Origin of the sequence: Nonomuraea antimicrobica (genome assembly GCF_039536965.1) — a bacterium.
Classification (GTDB): domain Bacteria; phylum Actinomycetota; class Actinomycetes; order Streptosporangiales; family Streptosporangiaceae; genus Nonomuraea; species Nonomuraea antimicrobica.
Genome location: NZ_BAAAZP010000187.1, coordinates 23,157 through 40,837, shown reverse-complemented (window position 1 = coordinate 40,837; position 17,681 = coordinate 23,157). Strand labels below are relative to the sequence as shown.

11 protein-coding genes are annotated in these 17,681 nt (G+C 71.3%); 6 read left to right on the top strand and 5 right to left on the bottom strand.

The annotated features are described in order from the left end of the window. The first annotated feature begins 58 nt into the window (after window positions 1-58). The 4 genes from ABD844_RS42170 to ABD844_RS42155 all read left to right on the top strand — a co-directional run bounded on the left by ABD844_RS42170 (window position 59) and on the right by ABD844_RS42155 (window position 5,042). Entirely contained in the window at window positions 59-727 is a 669-nt protein-coding gene (locus ABD844_RS42170; protein ID WP_344891705.1) for an amino acid ABC transporter permease, read from the top strand. Next, entirely contained in the window at window positions 724-1,641 is a 918-nt protein-coding gene (locus tag ABD844_RS42165; RefSeq protein ID WP_344891702.1) for an amino acid ABC transporter permease, read from the top strand. The genes ABD844_RS42170 and ABD844_RS42165 overlap by 4 nt, the downstream gene beginning before the upstream one ends. A gap of 163 nt (window positions 1,642-1,804) precedes the next feature. Then, the gene (locus ABD844_RS42160) at window positions 1,805-2,659 is read left to right on the top strand and encodes a glutamate ABC transporter substrate-binding protein (protein WP_344891698.1); all 855 of its coding nucleotides are present in this window, start codon (window positions 1,805-1,807) and stop codon (window positions 2,657-2,659) included. Between the two features lie 223 nt (window positions 2,660-2,882). Then, on the top strand, window positions 2,883-5,042 hold the full coding sequence (locus ABD844_RS42155) for a S9 family peptidase (protein WP_344891695.1): 2,160 nt from the start codon (window positions 2,883-2,885) through the stop codon (window positions 5,040-5,042). 377 nt (window positions 5,043-5,419) lie between these two features. On the opposite strand, the gene rny is transcribed toward ABD844_RS42155, so the two are convergent. The 3 genes from rny to recA form a co-directional block, all read right to left on the bottom strand. Continuing rightward, on the bottom strand, window positions 5,420-7,036 hold the full coding sequence (gene rny, locus ABD844_RS42150; protein ID WP_344891692.1) for a ribonuclease Y: 1,617 nt from the start codon (window positions 7,034-7,036) through the stop codon (window positions 5,420-5,422). 835 nt (window positions 7,037-7,871) lie between these two features. Next, a complete protein-coding gene (gene recX / locus ABD844_RS42145) occupies window positions 7,872-9,428 on the bottom strand; it encodes a recombination regulator RecX (RefSeq protein WP_344892176.1) in 1,557 nt (518 codons plus the stop codon). Between the two features lie 344 nt (window positions 9,429-9,772). Continuing rightward, a complete protein-coding gene (recA, locus tag ABD844_RS42140) occupies window positions 9,773-10,873 on the bottom strand; it encodes a recombinase RecA (protein ID WP_344891689.1) in 1,101 nt (366 codons plus the stop codon). 401 nt (window positions 10,874-11,274) lie between these two features. On the opposite strand from recA, the gene ABD844_RS42135 reads away from it, so the two are divergent. Then, complete coding sequence (locus ABD844_RS42135) at window positions 11,275-11,550, top strand: hypothetical protein (RefSeq protein WP_344891686.1); 276 nt, start codon at window positions 11,275-11,277, stop codon at window positions 11,548-11,550. Between the two features lie 91 nt (window positions 11,551-11,641). Here ABD844_RS42135 and ABD844_RS42130 read toward each other — a convergent pair whose 3' ends face one another. Both ABD844_RS42130 and ABD844_RS42125 read right to left on the bottom strand, forming a co-directional pair. Then, the gene (locus ABD844_RS42130) at window positions 11,642-11,836 is read right to left on the bottom strand and encodes a DUF3046 domain-containing protein (protein WP_344891681.1); all 195 of its coding nucleotides are present in this window, start codon (window positions 11,834-11,836) and stop codon (window positions 11,642-11,644) included. A 281-nt stretch (window positions 11,837-12,117) separates the two neighbouring features. Beyond that, on the bottom strand, window positions 12,118-12,606 hold the full coding sequence (locus ABD844_RS42125) for a VOC family protein (protein ID WP_344891676.1): 489 nt from the start codon (window positions 12,604-12,606) through the stop codon (window positions 12,118-12,120). An 84-nt stretch (window positions 12,607-12,690) separates the two neighbouring features. On the opposite strand from ABD844_RS42125, the gene ABD844_RS42120 reads away from it, so the two are divergent. Then, complete coding sequence (locus ABD844_RS42120) at window positions 12,691-17,508, top strand: ATP-dependent helicase (protein ID WP_425568743.1); 4,818 nt, start codon at window positions 12,691-12,693, stop codon at window positions 17,506-17,508. The last annotated feature ends 173 nt before the right edge of the window (window positions 17,509-17,681 follow it).

Below are 17,681 nucleotides of genomic sequence, written 5' to 3'. Positions count from 1 at the left end.
TCACACCAGAAGCGGCGGCCGGTGGTCCGGTCGCCGCTGCCCTATGCGGTGGAGCACGATGGACGAACTAATCAAATACGCCCCCGACCTCGGGATCGGGTTCCTGGAGAACGTCAAGCTCTCCCTGGTGGCCGCGGTCGTCTCCCTGATCCTCGGCACGGTCCTGGTGGCGATGCGGCTTTCCCCCACCCCGGTCCTGCGCGTGGCCGGCACCGTCTACGTCAACGTGGTACGCAACACCCCGCTCACGCTGGTGCTGGCGTTCTCGGCGCTGGGGCTGAGCGACCAGCTCGGGCTGGTCTTCTCCCAGACGCCGCTGACCAACTCCTTCTGGGTCGTGGCGATGGGCCTGTCGCTCTACACCGCGGCCTTCGTGTGCGAGGCGCTGCGCGCCGGCGTCAACACGGTGCCGATGGGGCAGGCCGAGGCGGCCAGGGCGATCGGGCTGACGTTCATGCAGTCCCTCAGGATGATCATCCTGCCCCAGGCGTTCCGCACGGTCGTCGCGCCGCTCGGCAGCGTGATGATCGCCATGATCAAGAACACCACGGTCGCAACCGCGGGCGGGTTCCTCGCCGACGCGGCGGCGACCATGAAGGAAGTCTTTGACACGACGGGCGCGTCGATCCCGATCTTCCTCGGCATCGTCCTCGCCTTCATGGCGCTGACCATGCCCGTCGGCTTCTTCACCGGCTGGTTGTCGCGGCGTTTGGCGGTGGTCCGATGAGCACGACCGTCCTGTTCGACGCCCCTGGCCCGCGCGGGCGGGTGCGCAACAGCGCGCTCACCGTGGTCAGCGTCATCGTGGTCGGCGCCGCCCTGTACGGCGTCTACCTCGGCTTCGACGCCAAGGACCAGTTCGAGGGCAAGATCTGGCAGCCGTTCCTGATGTGGGAGACCTGGGACTTCTACATCATCCCCGGCCTGATCGGCACCTTGCAGGCGGCCGCCGTGGCCGCGGTGCTCGCGCTGGCCTTCGGCGCGATCTTCGGCCTGGCCAGGCTCTCCGACCACGCGTGGATCCGGATCCCGGCCGGTGTGGTGGTCGAGGTGTTCCGGGCCATCCCCCTGCTGCTGCTGATCTTCTTCATCTTCTACCTGGCGCCCGCGGTGCTGGGCGGCGGCGACTACGCCTTCATGGCGGTCGTGGTCGGCCTGATGCTCTACAACGGCTCGGTGCTGGCCGAGGTCGTCAGGGCCGGCGTGCACGCGGTGCCCAAGGGGCAGTCGGAGGCCGCGTACGCGGTGGGCATGCGCAAGAACCAGGTGATGCGGCTGGTGCTGCTGCCGCAGGCCGTCACGGCGATGATGCCGGCGATCGTCAGCCAGCTCGTGGTGCTGCTGAAGGACACCGCGCTCGGCTACATCATCGCCTACGTCGACCTGCTCAACACCGGGTTCAAGATCCTGCCGGCCCGCTTCTTCGGCTCCCTGATCCCGGCGGCGATCGTCATCGGCATCATCTACGTGGCGCTGAACATGGCGCTGAGCTTCCTGGCCACCTGGCTGGAGCGGCGTAGCAGGCGCAGCCGCAAGACCGCGGCGGCCCCGGTCGTGGCACCCGGCTCGGCCGAGGTGGGCGTGGCCGCGGGGCAGGGCACCGAGGGCGGTGGTGTGGCGCCCGACCGTCCCGTGGAGTGATAACCGTCCCGTGGAGTGATACAAGGGCGGCGGGCGCGTAAGCCCGCCGCCCGGTTTTTACCGGTAGACCCCCAAAAATGTCCCAAAACTACGTCGGGGCGGCCCCGTGATGGGCGGGCGCGGGTTACCCATAGTCGTGGGTAAATCGAGGGGGCCTGTCGCGGTGACCAGGCGTGCGACGGCGCTGGCGGCCGGGGCTTCGGTGGCCCTGGGCCTGGCGGCCTGCGGGGGCGGAGGCTCGTACACGACCGTCGTGGACAAGATCAGGGGCACCGGCACGGTCATCATCGGCACCAAGTGGGACCAGCCGAGCCTGGGCCTGCGGACGGGCAAGGGCGACCCCGTGGGGTTCGACGTCGACGTCGCGCGCTACATCGTCCGCCGCCTCGCCAACCGGGCCGATGTCAAGATCACCTGGCGGGAGTCGCCCTCGTCCACCCGCGAGGCGCTGCTCCAGAACGGCACCGTGGACATGATCGTGGCCTCCTACTCCATCACGAAGGCGCGCGAGCCGAAGGTGACGTTCGGCGGCCCGTACGTGACGGTCAGCCAGGACACGATGGTCCGCGCCGACGACCTGCGCATCCAGAACGTGAACGACCTGCGCGGCAAGCGGATCTGCCTGGCCGCGGGCTCCAACTCGTACCGGCGCATCGTGGACCCGCCGCCGGACGGCAAGCTGGACCTGCCCGCCGAACTGGTGCCGGCGAGCAACTACTCCGACTGCGTACGCAAGCTCTCCGAGAACCTGCTCGACGCGATCAGCACCGAGAACCTCGCCCTGGCCGGGTTCGCCGAGCAGGAGCCCGGCCGCTTCCGCCTGCTCAACCAGCCGATCAGCGTCGAGAAGTGGGGCGTCGGGCTGAAGAAGGGCGACACCAAGACCTGCGAGGCCGTCAACCGGGCGATCGCCAACATGTGGCACGACGGCACGGCCACGCAACTGCTGCGCAAGTGGTTCGGCCGGACGGACATCAAGCTCCCCTCGACCCTTCCGCCTCCCGAGGGCTGCCCCTGAGCGCGTCACTCTGAGGGCGTGACTCTGAGGGCGTGACTCTGAGGGCGTGACTCTGAGGGCGTGACTCTGAGGGCGTGACTCTGAGGGCGTGAAACGTACGGCGGCGGGTTGAACCGGGAGAGTCGGCCCTGGACCATGGGGAGCGACCCTGCAGTGTGGAAACCGGGCCCTGAACTGTGGGGACCGGCCCGCACTCCCGGTGATCTTCCGGCAGGATGCGATTATGCCTTTCTGGCCCTCCCCCATTTCGACCAGAGACGTGGCCGGGTCGGGCGTGCGCCCCGGCTGGCCCACGGCCCGCGACGGCCGGGTCTGGTGGACCGAAGACCGTCCCGGCGAGGGCGGGCGCACCACGATCGTGCGCCGCGCCGCCGACGGCACCCACCGTGACCTGCTGCCCGCCCCGTGGAGCGCGCGCACCCGGGTGCACGAGTACGGCGGCCGCCCCTACGCCGTGACCCCTGAGGGCGAGGTCGTCTTCGCCAACCTGAAGGACCAGCGGCTGTACGTACTGGGTGAAAACGGCCATCCGAAACCCCTCACCGACGAGGGCTGCCGCTACGCGGACCTGCTGGTGCACGACGGCCAGGTCTGGTGCGTACGCGAACGGCACGCCGGGAACGGCAAGGTCACCCGCGCGATCGTGTCGATCCCGCTGGCCGGTGGCCAGATCCGCGAACGCGCCACCGGCCACGACTTCTACGCCTCCCCCACCGTCTCCCCCGACGGGCGGCACCTCGCCTACGTCTGCTGGAACCACCCTCGCATGCCGTGGGACGGCACCGAGCTGCGCGTCACCGCCCTGTCCTCCGGCGGCTCGTGGACGGTGCGGGGCGGCCCCGCCGAGTCCGTGCTGGCCCCCGCCTGGAAGGACGACTCCCGGCTCTACCTGATCTCCGACTCCTCCGGCTGGTGGAACCTGTACGAGATCGGCCTCCACGGCGACGGTGCCCGGGCGGTGCACCCGGCCGAGGAGGAGTTCACGCTGCCGCCGTGGCGGCTGGGCGGGATGCCGTACACGGTGCTCGCGGACGGCCGGCTCGCGGTCCTGCACGGGCGCGGGGACCTGCGGCTGGCCGGGCTCGACCCCGCCTCCGGCGCGCTCACCGACCTCGCGCTCCCCTACACCGGCTGGGACGCGGCGCTGACCGCCGACGGCACGTCCGTGGCCGGCATCGGATACACCGCCACGACCCCCCGCACGGTCGTCACCGTGGACATGGGCACGGGCGAGCACCATGCGCTCAAACGCGACCTGTCCACCCTCCCCGACCCGTCCTACCTCCCGACCCCCCAGACCGTACGCGTGCCCGGCAGCGGCCCCTGTGAGACCGGCCACCCGAGCACCCCCGAAGCCCGTACCACACCCCCGAAAGACCAGCCCGCAACGTCAGAAGGCCCGCCCACGACGCCGAGCGACCGGCCCACGGCGCCAACGGAAGACCAGGTCTCGACTCGGGAAGACCAGACCGCAGTTCCCGGAAGCCACTCCACGGCACCCCGCCGTCAGGTCGCGACACCCGCAGACCCCGCCGAGACGCCGAGCGGCCGGCCCGCGACGCCACCGATAGGCCAGGCCGTGGTGTCGGGGCGTCACGGCGAGATTCACGCGTTCCTGTATCCGCCGCGCACCCCTGCCCCCGCCTTCCCCACCGCCACCGGGGCTGCCGCCGCTTCAACGGGCACGGCCGCCGACGGTGGCGAGGCCAAGCCGCCATTTGTGATCTTCGTGCACGGCGGCCCGACCGCCCACGCCGACACCGCGCTCGATCTGGAGAAGGCGTTCCTGACCTCGCGGGGCATCGGCGTGCTCGACGTCAACTACGGCGGCTCGACCGGCTACGGCAGGGCGTACCGCGACCGGCTGAAGGGACAGTGGGGCGTGGTGGACGTGGAGGACACGATCGCCGCCGCCGAGTGGCTGGCCGCCGAGGGCCTGGCCGACCCCGCCAGGATCGCGGTACGCGGGGGCAGCGCCGGGGGCTGGACCGTCATGGCCGCCTGCTGCCGTTCGGACGTCTTCGCGGGCGGAGTGTCGTACTACGGCGTCAGCGCGCTGGCCCCGCTGGTCGCGCACACCCACGACTTCGAGTCACGTTACGTCGAGTGGCTCGTGGGGCCGGAGGACCCGCAGGTGTACGCCTCCCGCGAACCCCTCGCCCTCGTGGACGGGGTGAGCTGCCCCATGCTGCTCCTCCAGGGCCTCGACGACCCCGTGGTGCCGCCCGAGCAGTCGACGGCCTTCGCGGACGCGCTGTCCGAGCGGGGAGTGTCGTGCACGTACCTCGCCTTCGAGGGCGAGGCGCACGGCTTCCGCCGCACCGAGACCCGCGCCGCCGCCCTCGCCGCCGAACTGGCCTTCTACCAGCAACTCTTCGGCTAGAGCCACACCCCTCAGCCCTCCACCCGCCGCCCCGCCGATCCGTTCACCACGCAACTCACGGCCCACCCACACACCACGCAACTCAGACCCGTCCACACACCACGCAACTCAGACCCGTCCACACACCACGCAACTCAGACCCGTCCACACACCACACGACTTCAGGCCATCCGCTCACCGCGCTACTCAGACCCGTCCACACACCACACGACTCCAGGCCATCCGCTCACCGCGCAACTCAGACCCGTCCACACACCACACGACTCCAGGCCATCCGCTCACCGCGCAACTCAGTCCCGTCCGTTCACCGTGTGACCCGGCCTGCCCGCTGCCCACTGCCCACTGCCCGCCACCCGCCGTGCGCCGGGCGCCGGGGCTCAGCGGGCGAACTCGGTCGCGCGCGACTCCCTGACCACCGTGATGCGGATCTGCCCCGGGTACGTCAGCTCCTCCTCCACCTGCTTGGCCACATCGCGGGCGATCACCTGGGCCTGGATGTCGTCGATCGCGTCGGGCTTGACCATGACCCGGATCTCCCGTCCGGCCTGCATGGCGAAGACCTTCTCCACGCCCTCGTACGACTGCGCGATCTCCTCCAGCCGCTCCAGCCGCTTGACGTACGCCTCCAGGGACTCCCGCCGGGCCCCGGGCCTGCTGCCGCTGATCGCGTCGGCCGCCTGCGTGAGCACCGCCTCGACCGTACGCACCTCGACCTCGTTGTGGTGCGCCTCGATGGCGTGGACCACGTCCTCCTCCTCGCCGTACCTGCGGGCGATCTCGGCGCCGATCAGCGCGTGGCTGCCCTCGACCTCGTGGGTCAGGGCCTTGCCGATGTCGTGCAGCAGGGCGCAGCGCTTCATCAGCGTCTGGTTCATCTTCAGCTCGGCGGCCATGATCCCCGCGATGTGCGCGGACTCGATGAGGTGCTTGAGCACGTTCTGCCCGTACGAGGTGCGGTAGCGCAACTGCCCGAGCAGCAGCGTCAGCTCGGGGTGCATGTCGGTGATGCCCAGTTCGACGAGGGCGTCCTCACCGGCCCGCGCGCACAGGTCCTGCACCTCCTGGCGGCTGCGGTCGTGCGCCTCCTCGATGCGCTGCGGGTGGATGCGGCCGTCGAGCACCAGCTTCTCCAGCGTCAGCCGGGCCGTCTCCCTCCTGACCGGGTCGAAGCACGACAGCAGCACGGCTTCGGGGGTGTCGTCGATGATCAGGTTCACCCCGGTCGTGGACTCGAAGGCCCGGATATTACGCCCCTCGCGGCCGATGATCCGGCCCTTCATCTCATCGCCGGGCAGGTGCAGCACGCTGACGACCGACTCGGCCGTCTGCTCGGCCGCCAGCCGCTGAACGGCCAGCGTCACGATCTTCGTGGCCCGCTTCTCGCCCTCCTTGCGGGCGTCCCCCTCGATCTCCCGGACGATCAGCGCCGCCTCGCGCTTGGCCTGGTTCTCGATCTCCCTGACCAGGTCGGCCTTGGCCTGCTCGCCGGTGAGCCCGGCCACCCGTTCCAGGATGACCCGTCGTTCCTCCTCGACCTGCAGCAGCTCATCGCGGCGGTCGGCCAGCTCGACCTCGGTCTCGGCCAGCTTCCTGTCGCGTTCGGACTGCCGCCGGGCCTCCTCGTCCAGCCGCTGCTCCCGCTCGGCCAGCCGCGCCTCGCGGCGCTCGAGGTCGGCGCGCTGCTCCTTGAGCTCGGACTTGAGTGTCCGGCTCTCCTCCTCCGCCTCCCGCCGCATCTCCGTGGCGCTCTGGGCCGCCGTCTCGGACCTGCGCAGGATCTCCTCGGCGTCGGTCTCCGCCTTGCGGCGAATCTCGCGGGCCTCCTGACGCGCCTCCTCCAGCTCCTCGTGCACGGCCTGCGCCTGCTCGGGGGTCGGCTTGGCGGCGCGCGACCCGCCGCCCGACGTGCGCCGTATGACGACGAGGAGCGCCACGATCATCCCGAACGCGAGCACGAGCACCGCCACCATCAGCACCACGACCAGCGGCCCCATGTGCGCCCCGCCCTCCTCGCGTCGTCAAGAACTCATAACGCGGCCACAAAACGGGAGGGGTCACAGGCGCGCCGCGGACAGCCCGGACGGCGTCGTCGCCGGGATCGATGTCAAGCCAAGGCGGATGGGGCGTCGACCGCGAAAGCCGACACCTCGCCTGCCTCTATCAACCAAGCTCGTTCGTCCGTCGTTCACCGGTATGGCAATCCGCGCTGCGCGGAGTAACTCCTCACTGCCGTCGAGGTTATGCGTCGAACAGGTCACGAGCAAGCAAACGCGTCATCAAGCGTGTCTTACAGGCTTGCATCTCCACATTCAGCCAGATACCCCCAATACCGCCCGTTTTGCCCGCCACCAGCAAGCGACACGGCACCACCGGTGGCAAACCGCCGGCATTGCCAACGGCAAACCGGTAGCGCTGGCAGTAGCAGACCAGGTGACACCACCAGGTGACACCACCAGGTGACACCACCAGGTGACACCGCCAGGTGGCAGACCAGGAAGCACCGCCCATGGCAGCCGGGCAACGGTGGCGGTGGCAGCCAGGTGGGGCGCTACGGAAAGGCGTCCTCCTCCATCTCAAACCCCTCCACTTCGAGAGCCTCGCGGAGGACGCCGATAGCAAGCGGACGCGCTGCCAGTAGCAGACCTGGTAGCACTGGCGGTGGCAGACCGGTGGCAGACCGGGAGGCACTGCCGGTGGCAGACCACGAGGCACTGCCGACAGCTCGGCTAACTGCCAATGGCACTACCGGTGGTAGACCAGTGGCAGACCGGGTGCACTGCTGATGGCAGACCTGTGATGCTGCCGGTGGCAGCCGGGCAGGGCGCGGCGCTACAGGAAGCCGTCGTCCTCCATCTCAATCCCCTCCTGTTCGAGGGCCTCCCGGATGACGCGGAAGGCCAGCCCGGAAGGGTAGCCCTTGCGGGCCAGCATGCCCGCCAACCGCCGGGTGCGGGTCTGCGGGTCGAGGGATCGGGTGCCGGAGACCTTGCGCTCCACCAGCCGCCGGGCCGTCTCCTCCTCCTGATCGGGGTCGAGACGCTCGACGGCCTCGTTGACCAGGTCGCCGTCGACCCCCCGATGGCGCAGCTCGGCCGCCAGGGCACGCTTGGCCAGCCCGCGGCCGTGGTGCCGGGAGTCGACCCAGGCCGCCGCGAACGCCTCGTCGTTGATCAGCCCCAGCTCCGAGAACCGGCTGAGCACCGCCTCCGCGGCCTCCTCCGGAACCTCCCGCTTGCGCAGTGCCTCGGCGAGTTGGGCGCGCGTCTTGGGCGCGATGGTGAGCAGGCGCAGGCAGATGGCACGGGCCACCGACTCCGGATCGGCGTCGGGCGCAGACCCGGCCGAGCTCTCGGCGTCGGGCCCATCAGGCCACCGCCCTCGCTTCCGGCTCCCCTTCCGTCCCCCGCCACCGAACCGACCGGCCCCACGCCCACGCCGCCCGGCCTGGTCGCCAAACCCCTCACCCGTCTCACCGTACGAACGTGTCTCAGCCCCGCCCCAGCCCGCCTCCTCGGTGTACGAGCTTGCCCCGGCATCGTGCCGCTCCACGCCTTCGGTGTACGGGCTTGCCCCGGCGTCATGCCGCTCCACGCCTTCGAGGTACGAGCTTGCCCCGGTGTCATGCTGCTCTACGCCTTCGCCGTACGGGCTTGTCTCCGTGTCGTATCGCCCCGACCTTCTGTCGGACGGGCGTGTCTCGGAGTCAGGCTCCTCGGAACGTACGGACTTCCCGCCTGATCGCCGGGCACGCTTGCCGGACCCGCCGGAACGGCGGCCCTTGCCCGAACGTGGCTGTTGCCCACCGTCATCGGGCTCGGCCGCGAACCAACTGCTCCCGGCCAACACCTCGGAATGCCACTCGTCACTGGGACGCCGCTCCCGCGAGACGCTCTGCTGGGCCTCCAGGCTGTCGTGGTCGCCCTCAACCGGCCTTCCGCCGTCGGCACCCCCCGCACGACGCCGACCGCCCGCACCACCACGACCGCTCGCGTCGTCGGCCGACCTTGACGGCTTCTCGCCGCCAGGCCCAGGGGAAGATGCGAAGAAGCTTCGCCCAACGTCGGCGAGCGCCCCGGACGGGGCCTCCTCCCCGAGCGCCCCGGGCGGGGCCTCCCCCCCAAACGTCCCGGACGGGGTCTCCTCCGCGAACGTCCCGGACGCAGATGCCTCGAACGCAACCGCCCCAGGCGTAGATGCCCCGGACGTAAATGCCCCGGACGCAACCGTCGCGGACGCGGAAATCTCAGACGCAAACGTCTCGGACGCGAAGGGCTCAGACCTGGACACCTCTGACCCGGACGTCTCAGACGGGGTCCCCTCGTCCGCAGGACTACCCTCGTCTGGGCCGAGTGCCTCCGCCCGGTCTTCCGGGGTGCCGAGCCGCATGGCTCGATCGTCCCGCGCACCGATCCGCGGGTCGGGGTGGAACGGCTCGGGTGCTGCGTCCGGAAGCGGATCACCGGCCTCCACAGCAGTGGCTGCCTCCTCCGCAGGGACGGCTGCGTTCTCTGTGGCGGCGTTCTCTGTGGCGGCGGTCTGCTCTTCCTCGGCGCGCTGGCGGAGGCGTTGTTGCCGCCATTCGTCGACCGACGGCCAGCCGTCGGCGGAGGAGCGGGCCAGGTCCGGGCGGGCCGGGTCGCGGCGGCGTGATGGGGTGGGGTCTGGCCAGGCGCCCCGGTCGGAGGGGTGGGGCGCCTGTGGCCGGTCCGGACTGCTCATGGGGCGAACGATCAGACGTCACCCGGCTTCGGGGTGGACTTGGACCCACGGCCCGAGGAGGTGGCGGCGGCGGCCGGGGCCGGGGCGGCGGCGGGCTCGGCGGCGGGGGCGTCGAGACGCGGGCCCACGCCCAGCTTGTCCTTGATCTTCTTCTCGATCTCGTTGGCCATGTCGGGGTGGTTCTTCAGGAAGTTGCGGGCGTTCTCCTTGCCCTGGCCGAGCTGGTCGCCCTCGTACGTGTACCAGGCGCCCGACTTGCGGACGAAGCCGTGCTCCACACCCATGTCGATGAGGCCGCCCTCGCGGGAGATGCCCACCCCGTAGAGGATGTCGAAGTCGGCGACGCGGAAGGGCGGGGCCATCTTGTTCTTGACGACCTTGACCCTGGTGCGGTTGCCGACCGCCTCCGTGCCGTCTTTGAGGGTCTCGATGCGGCGGATGTCCATGCGGACCGAGGCGTAGAACTTCAGCGCCTTACCACCGGTCGTCGTCTCGGGGCTGCCGAACATGACGCCGATCTTCTCGCGGAGCTGGTTGATGAAGATGGCGGTGGTGCCGGTGCTGCTGAGTGCGCCGGCGACCTTACGCAGCGCCTGGGACATGAGGCGGGCCTGAAGACCGACGTGGCTGTCGCCCATCTCGCCCTCGATCTCGGCCTTGGGCACCAGGGCCGCCACCGAGTCGATGACGATGATGTCGACGGCGCCGGACCTGATCAGCATGTCGGCGATCTCGAGCGCCTGCTCACCCGTGTCGGGCTGGGAGACCAGCAGGGCGTCGGTGTCGACCCCCAGCTTCTTGGCGTATTCGGGGTCGAGGGCGTGCTCGGCGTCGATGAACGCCGCGATGCCGCCGGCCCGCTGGGCGTTGGCCACCGCGTGCAGGGCGACCGTGGTCTTACCCGAGGACTCCGGGCCGTAGATCTCCACGATGCGCCCGCGCGGCAGGCCGCCGATGCCGAGGGCCACGTCAAGGGAGATCGACCCCGTGGGGATCACCTCGATGGGGGCGCGGGCGTCGTCGCCCAGTCTCATGACTGAGCCCTTGCCGAACTGCCGCTCGATCTGAGCGAGTGCGGTCTCGAGGGCCTTCTCGCGGTCGTTGATAGCCATGGGAACTCCCCCTGGAGAGTCGTGGTCCGATCAGTCGAGTGAAAGCTACGGCCTGCCACCGACATTTTCTGCCGCAGTCGGGGAAGTCGTGGCCCGGCTCTGTTCATCGTAGCCGAACGGCTGTTCGATCTCAGCACGAACACGCAGGCAGCCGTCAATCGCCTGCCCACCAGTCGTCAGGGCCCGGCGGGAGCGCTTCCAGGGCCGTTCGAGGACGGTTCCGGCTGCCGCGCCGACGGGCCGCCGGCGCGCGAGTTCGCCGAGCCGTACGCGCTGACCTTCGGCTTCGAGCCCGTGACCGTCGTCATGGGACCACCCGCCCGACGACGCTCGCGCCGACGTGTTGTCATGCGCGGTGAGCTGGGGAGACTCACAGCAGGGACGACAGCGGGAGGCGTCACGTGGCGAGCGGCTACACCGGGGAACGGCGCGTCCATCTCGAGACTCTCGCCGAATCGTTGCCCGCCCACGGTCTGGTCAGCCGCATGGTCGGAGGCGACGATCCGGTCCTGTGGGTGTGGCACCCGCGTACGGGCCGCCAGACGATCGTCTTCGCCACCCCGTCGAGCCGTGGATGGCAGTACCTGTGGTCACCGGGCGGGCAGGACGCGGCCGGTGACCCGGAGCACACGGCGACCGCGCTGCGCCACACGCTCGACACGGCGCCCCCGGGCTGACGCCCCCAAAACGACCCCCAAAACGACCCCCAAACGACCCGCGAAGCGGCACCAAAAGCGACTCCAGCGCCCCCAAGGCGGCCCAGGGCTCTCAGCGCAGTTTGGGCGAGACGTCCTCCACCTGGCAGACCGCGCGCCACACCGTCTTGGCACTCTCTCCGTCGGCCAGGGCCTGGACAACGGTGCGACCGCCCAGCGGGGCGATGACGTAGTCGCTGGCCCACGACTCGGCGTAGGTGTCGCCGAAATGAGCGTTCATCCGTCTCCAGAACTCGGTCAGGCGCATGAACCCAAGTATGGAAGCGGGCCGGGGGTGGGTAGGACACCCCCATGCCAAAGACCCCCAAGTCTTCACCCCCGAAGACAGCCAGGACGAAAGCGAACCGGGCCAGGCGCCGCCACCTTCTGTCAGTGTTGCGGCAGTCCGTACGGAAGGAGAAGGCCGAGCGCGCCGAGCGGCACGCGGGCATCAGGCAGGCGCCGCGTGCGGGCAGGCCGCGTACGCGGCGGGCATCGCGGCGTTAGCCTGCGCGGGGTCGGATCCGCCCTTGTAGAAGGGTTTCGGATCTACAGCACCCGCGCGCCGTACATCTCACCGAGTTGGTCGGCGAGCAGCTCCAGCCGGGCGCCGTCGGGGTCCTTGAAGTAAATGGAGGCGCCGCTCTCGATCTGGTGCGGCACGCCGGCCATCTCCAGCTTCCCGCGCAGGCGTTCCCACGTGGCGGGGTCGACGGAGATCGCGATGTGGTGCAGCCCGCCGAGCACCTCCTGGTACGGCCCCACGTCGAGCCCGGGGAAGTCGAAGAACGCCAGCAGGTTGCCGTTGCCGAGGTCGAAGAAGAAGTGGCTGGAACCCTTGTAGTCGCGATTCTCGATGATCTCGGTGAGCGGGAACTCCAGGAGTTCCTGGTAAAACTTGATGGTCCGTTCCACGTCGGACGAGAGCAGCGCCACGTGGTGCAGCCCCCGCGCGCTGCTGGACGGTCGGTGCGGTAACACGTAGCGCTCTCGTATGTCCGCACGGCGGGCGTCGATGGCCGCGTAGTCAATGGTCACGGTCGCTGTATGTCCGCCAGGGCGCCCGCTCAACCTCCCGCCCCGGCGCCAGATGCGATTTCTGTCGGTCGCGCGAGGCAGTATGTGCTGGTGAGCACGCTAGACCAGTTCAGCCAGGTGACCAGGCAATGGTTCGCCGGAGCCTTCCAGGCTCCCACGGCCGCCCAGGAGGGGGCGTGGGAGTCGATCTCGCGCGGTGACAACACCCTGGTCGTGGCGCCCACCGGGTCGGGCAAGACGCTGGCGGCGTTCCTGTGGTCGCTCGACCGGCTCGCCGCCTCCGGCGCGGAAGGCCCCAGCACAGAGGGCTCCGGCGCAGAAGGCTCCGGCACGAAAGGCCCCAGCGCGGAAGGCCCCCGTACAGGACGCCCCCGTGCAGATGGATCAGGCGGAGGAGAGGCCCGCACGGGCACGCGGGTCGTGTACGTCTCACCGCTCAAGGCGCTGGCCGTCGACGTCGAGCGTAACCTGCGCGCGCCGCTGGCCGGGCTGAAGCAGACGGCGCGGCGGCTCGGGCTGCCGGTGCCGGAGATCTCGGTGGCGATCCGCTCGGGCGACACTCCGGCCGAAGACCGCAGGCGGTTCGCGGCCCGGCCGTCCGACATCCTCATCACCACGCCCGAGTCGCTGTTCCTGCTGCTCACCAGCCAGGCGCGGGAAGCGCTGCGGGGCGTGGAGACGGTGATCGTCGACGAGGTGCACGCGGTCGCGGGCACCAAGCGCGGCGCTCATCTGGCGCTCAGCCTCGAGCGGCTCGACGCGCTGCTCGACCGGCCGGCGCAACGGGTGGGGCTGTCGGCGACCGTGCGTCCGGTGAGCGAGGTGGCGGCGTTCCTGGGGGGCGCGCGTCCGGCCACCGTGGTGCAACCGCCGTCGGACAAGCGGATCGAGGTCGAGGTCGTCGTCCCGGTGGAGGACATGACCGAGATGGAGGGCGTCCGTCCGGGCGGCGGCGAGGAGGAGTTCGCCCTCGAGCCGGGCAACCGGTCGATCTGGCCGCACGTCGAAGACCGGCTGTTCGACCTGATCGAGGCCCACAGTTCGACGATCGTGTTCGCCAACTCGCGGCGGCTGGCCGAGCGGCTGTGCACGCGTCTCAACGAGCTGGCCTACGAACGCGAGCACGGCGACCCTGAGGCGGTCTCCCAGGTCGACCTGTCGATGTGGGAGACCGCCCCGGACTCCGAGCCAGGTCCGGCCCAGCGCATGCCCGCCGCGATGATGGCGCAGGCCGGGGCGAGCAAGGGCGCCGTGACGGAGATCGTCCGCGCGCACCACGGCTCGGTCTCCAAGGAGGAGCGGGCGCAGATCGAGGAGGCGCTGAAGTCGGGCCGCCTGCCCGCCGTGGTCGCCACCTCCAGCCTTGAGCTGGGCATCGACATGGGCGCGGTCGATCTGGTCGCGTGCGTGGAGGCGCCGCCGAGCGTGGCCAGCGGGCTGCAGCGCATCGGCCGGGCGGGGCACCAGGTGGGGGCGGTGTCCAGGGGCGTCATCTTCCCCAAATACCGGGGCGACCTCGTGCAGACCGCCGTGGTGGCCGAGCGCATGAAGAGCGGGCTGATCGAGGAGCTGCGCTATCCGCGTAACCCGCTCGACGTGCTGGCCCAGCAGATCGTGGCGATGACCGCGCTCGACGAGTGGACGGTCGACGAGCTGGAGTCCGTGGTCAAGCGCGCCGCCCCCTACGCCACGCTGCCCAGGAGCGCGCTGGAGGCCACCCTCGACATGCTGGCCGGGCGCTACCCGAGCGAGGAGTTCGCCGAGCTGCGCCCGCGCATCGTCTGGGACCGCGTCACCGGCGTCCTCCAGGGGCGTCCCGGCGCGCAGCGGCTGGCGGTCACCAACGGCGGCACGATCCCCGACCGGGGGCTGTTCGGCGTGTTCCTGGTGGGCGAGCGTGGCTCCAGGGTGGGCGAGCTGGACGAGGAGATGGTCTACGAGTCGCGCGTCGGTGACGTGTTCGTGCTGGGCGCGACCTCGTGGCGGATCGAGGACATCACGGCCGACCGGGTGCTCGTCTCGCCCGCGCCGGGGCAGCCGGGCAAGCTGCCGTTCTGGCACGGCGACGCGCCTGGGCGGCCGGCCGAGCTGGGCCGGGCGATCGGGCAGTTCCTGCGCGAGCAGGCCAAACAGGACACGACGGAACGCATGCGGGCGGCGGGGCTCGACGAGTTCGCCTCCGCCAACCTGCTGGCCTACCTCGCGGAGCAGCGTCAGGCGACCGGCTACGTCCCCGACGACCGCACCCTCCTGGTCGAACGCTTCCACGACGAGCTGGGCGACTGGCGGGTGGTCATCCACTCCCCCTACGGCGCGCGGGTGCACGCCCCGTGGGCGCTGGCGATCAACCGGCGGCTGCGCGAGCGCTACGGCATCGACGTGCAGGCCGTCCACTCCGACGACGGCATCGTGCTGCGCATCCCCGACACCTTGGCCGAGCCGCCCACCGACGTGGCGGCCTTCGACGCCGAGGAGATCGAGCAGATCGTCACCGAGGAGCTGGGCGGGTCGGCCATGTTCGCCTCCCGGTTCAGGGAGTGCGCGGGCCGGGCGCTGCTGCTGCCGCGCCGTACGCCGGGCAGGCGCAGCCCGCTGTGGCAGCAGCGGCAGCGGGCCGCCAATCTGCTGGGCGTGGCCTCGCAGTACGCCTCGTTCCCGATCGTGCTGGAGACCATGCGCGAGTGCCTGCAGGACGTCTTCGACGTGCCGGGGCTCGTCCAGCTCATGCGCGACATCGCCGCCCGCAGGGTGCGGGTGGTGGAGGTGGAGACGTCGCAGGCTTCACCGTTCGCGGCGGCGCTGCTGTTCCACTACGTGGGCGCGTTCATGTACGAGGGTGACGCGCCGCTGGCCGAACGCCGCGCGCAGGCCCTGGCGCTCGACACCACCCTGCTGGCCGAGCTGCTCGGCCAGGCCGACCTGCGTGAGCTGCTCGACCCCGACGTCATCTCCGACACAGAACACGAGCTGGCCCGGCTCGACCGGCCGCTGCGTGACCTGGAGGACCTGGCCGACCTGCTGCGTTCGCACGGGCCGCTGTCGACCCCCGACGTGAGTGTGCGCGGCGGCGACCCGGCCTGGCTGGAGGAGCTCGAACGAGCCCGGCGCGCGATCAGGGTCCGTATCGCCGGCGAGCAGCGGTGGGCCGCCATCGAGGACGCCGCGCGCATGCGCGACGCGCTCGGGGTGCCGCCGCCCGTCGGGGTGCCGCACGCCTTCCTGGAGCCGGTGGCCGATCCGCTGGCCGACCTGGTGGCCCGGCACGCCCGTACGCGTGGGCCCTTCCACGCGGGCACGGCCGCCGCCCGGTTCGGGCTGGGCGTGGCCGTGGTCACCGACGCGCTGCGGCGGCTGGCGGCGACCGGGCGGGTGGTCAGCGGGGAGTTCCGGCCGGGCGGGCGGGGTGAGGAGTGGTGCGACGCGGGCGTGCTCCGGATGTTGCGCCGCAGGTCGCTGGCCCGGCTGCGCAAGGAGGTCGAGCCGGTCGCGCCCGAGACGCTGGCGCTCTTCCTGCCCGCCTGGCACGGCATCACCGGCTCCGACCTGGCCGAGCGCGGCGCCACCGGGTCGGGCGAGCGCGGCCTGACAGGGGCGGCCGAGCGCGGTGTGACCGGGTCGGCGCGGGCCATGGACGCGCTGGTCCGCTCGATCGAACAACTCCAGGGGGCCGCCGTGCCGGCCTCGGCGCTGGAGACGCTGGTGCTGCCATCCCGGGTGCCCGGCTACCATCCGGCGTTGCTCGACGAGCTGACCTCGTCGGGCGACGTCATGTGGGTGGGGCAGGGCTCGCTGCCCGGCGGTGACGGGTGGGTGTCGCTCTACTTCGCCGACACCGCGCCGCTGCTGATGCCCGAGCCCGCCGACATCACGCTGACCCCGGTGCACGAACGCGTGCTCGAGCTGCTCGGCGGGGGTGGCGCGCTGTTCTTCCGCGGGCTCTCCGACCAGGTGGGGTCGCTGGACGACGCGGCGCTGGCGTCCGCGCTGTGGGACCTGGTGTGGGCCGGGCGGGTGTCGGGTGACACGCTCGCGGCCCTGCGGGCCACGCTCGGCACCGGGCGTCCCGCGCACCGGCCCGCCACGACGCGGCGGCGCCGGGCGGTGCTGCCGAGCAGGAGCGGGCCTCCCACCGTGGCGGGGCGGTGGTGGTTGCTGCCGTCGCCGGGGCCCGACGCCACCCAGCGGGCCCATGCGCAGGCCGAGGTGCTGCTGGAGCGGCACGGGGTGGTGACGCGGGGAGCGGTGACCTCCGAACGGCTGCCCGGCGGATTCACGCCCGTCTATCAGGTTCTACGGGCTTACGAGGAGGGCGGGCGATGCCGCCGGGGCTACTTCGTCGAGGGGCTCGGGGGCGCGCAGTTCGCCCTGCCCGGTGCGGTCGACCGGATGCGTGCTCTGGCTCCGGGCATCGCCCCGGGTTCCGCGCCCGGTGACGCCCCTTCCGGCCCGGTCCTCGGTGCCGGGGAGAGACCGGTTCTCGGTGCCGGGGAGAGACCGGTTCTCGGTGCCGGAGAGAGGCGGAGGCCGGGTGGTGGGCGGCGAGCCGTGGTGCTGGCCGCCGCCGACCCGGCCAACCCGTACGGCGCCGCGCTCCCCTGGCCGCAGCACCCCGGCGACGTCGGCCACAAACCGGGCAGGAAGGCGGGGTCGCTGGTCGTGCTGGTGGACGGCCACCTCGTCCTGTACGTGGAGCGCGGCGGCAAGACGCTGCTGTCGTTCACCGACGGCGAGCGGCTGCAACCGGCGGTCGACGCACTGGCCTTGGCGGTCCGTGACGGCGCCCTGGGCAAGCTGACCGTCGAACGCGCCGACGGCGCCGCCATCACCGACTCCCCGTTGGCGGCGGCGCTGGAGTCGGCCGGGTTCCACCCGACCCCACGCGGGCTCCGGCTACGCGCCTGAGCCGGGTCCAACTCCATCCCGCGCGGGCTGCGGCTACGCACCTGAGCCGAAGTCCACCCCGCGCGGGCTGCGGCTGTGTGCCTGAGCCGGGTTCCAGCCGACCCCGCGCAGGCTGCGCGGCTGAGCCGGGCGGCCGCGCACAGCGGGTGACGTCCGCGAGCCGCCGCACGATG

Bases quoted from the DNA above. Each gene is read 5' to 3' on its own strand.
- ABD844_RS42170 (WP_344891705.1), top strand. From the start codon at position 59: ATGGACGAACTAATCAAATACGCCCCCGACCTCGGGATCGGGTTCCTG.
- ABD844_RS42165 (WP_344891702.1), top strand. From the start codon at position 724: ATGAGCACGACCGTCCTGTTCGACGCCCCTGGCCCGCGCGGGCGGGTG.
- ABD844_RS42155 (WP_344891695.1), top strand. From the start codon at position 2,883: ATGCCTTTCTGGCCCTCCCCCATTTCGACCAGAGACGTGGCCGGGTCG.
- rny (WP_344891692.1), bottom strand. From the start codon at position 7,036: ATGGGGCCGCTGGTCGTGGTGCTGATGGTGGCGGTGCTCGTGCTCGCG.
- recX (WP_344892176.1), bottom strand. From the start codon at position 9,428: ATGCGGCTCGGCACCCCGGAAGACCGGGCGGAGGCACTCGGCCCAGAC.
- recA (WP_344891689.1), bottom strand. From the start codon at position 10,873: ATGGCTATCAACGACCGCGAGAAGGCCCTCGAGACCGCACTCGCTCAG.
- ABD844_RS42130 (WP_344891681.1), bottom strand. From the start codon at position 11,836: ATGCGCCTGACCGAGTTCTGGAGACGGATGAACGCTCATTTCGGCGAC.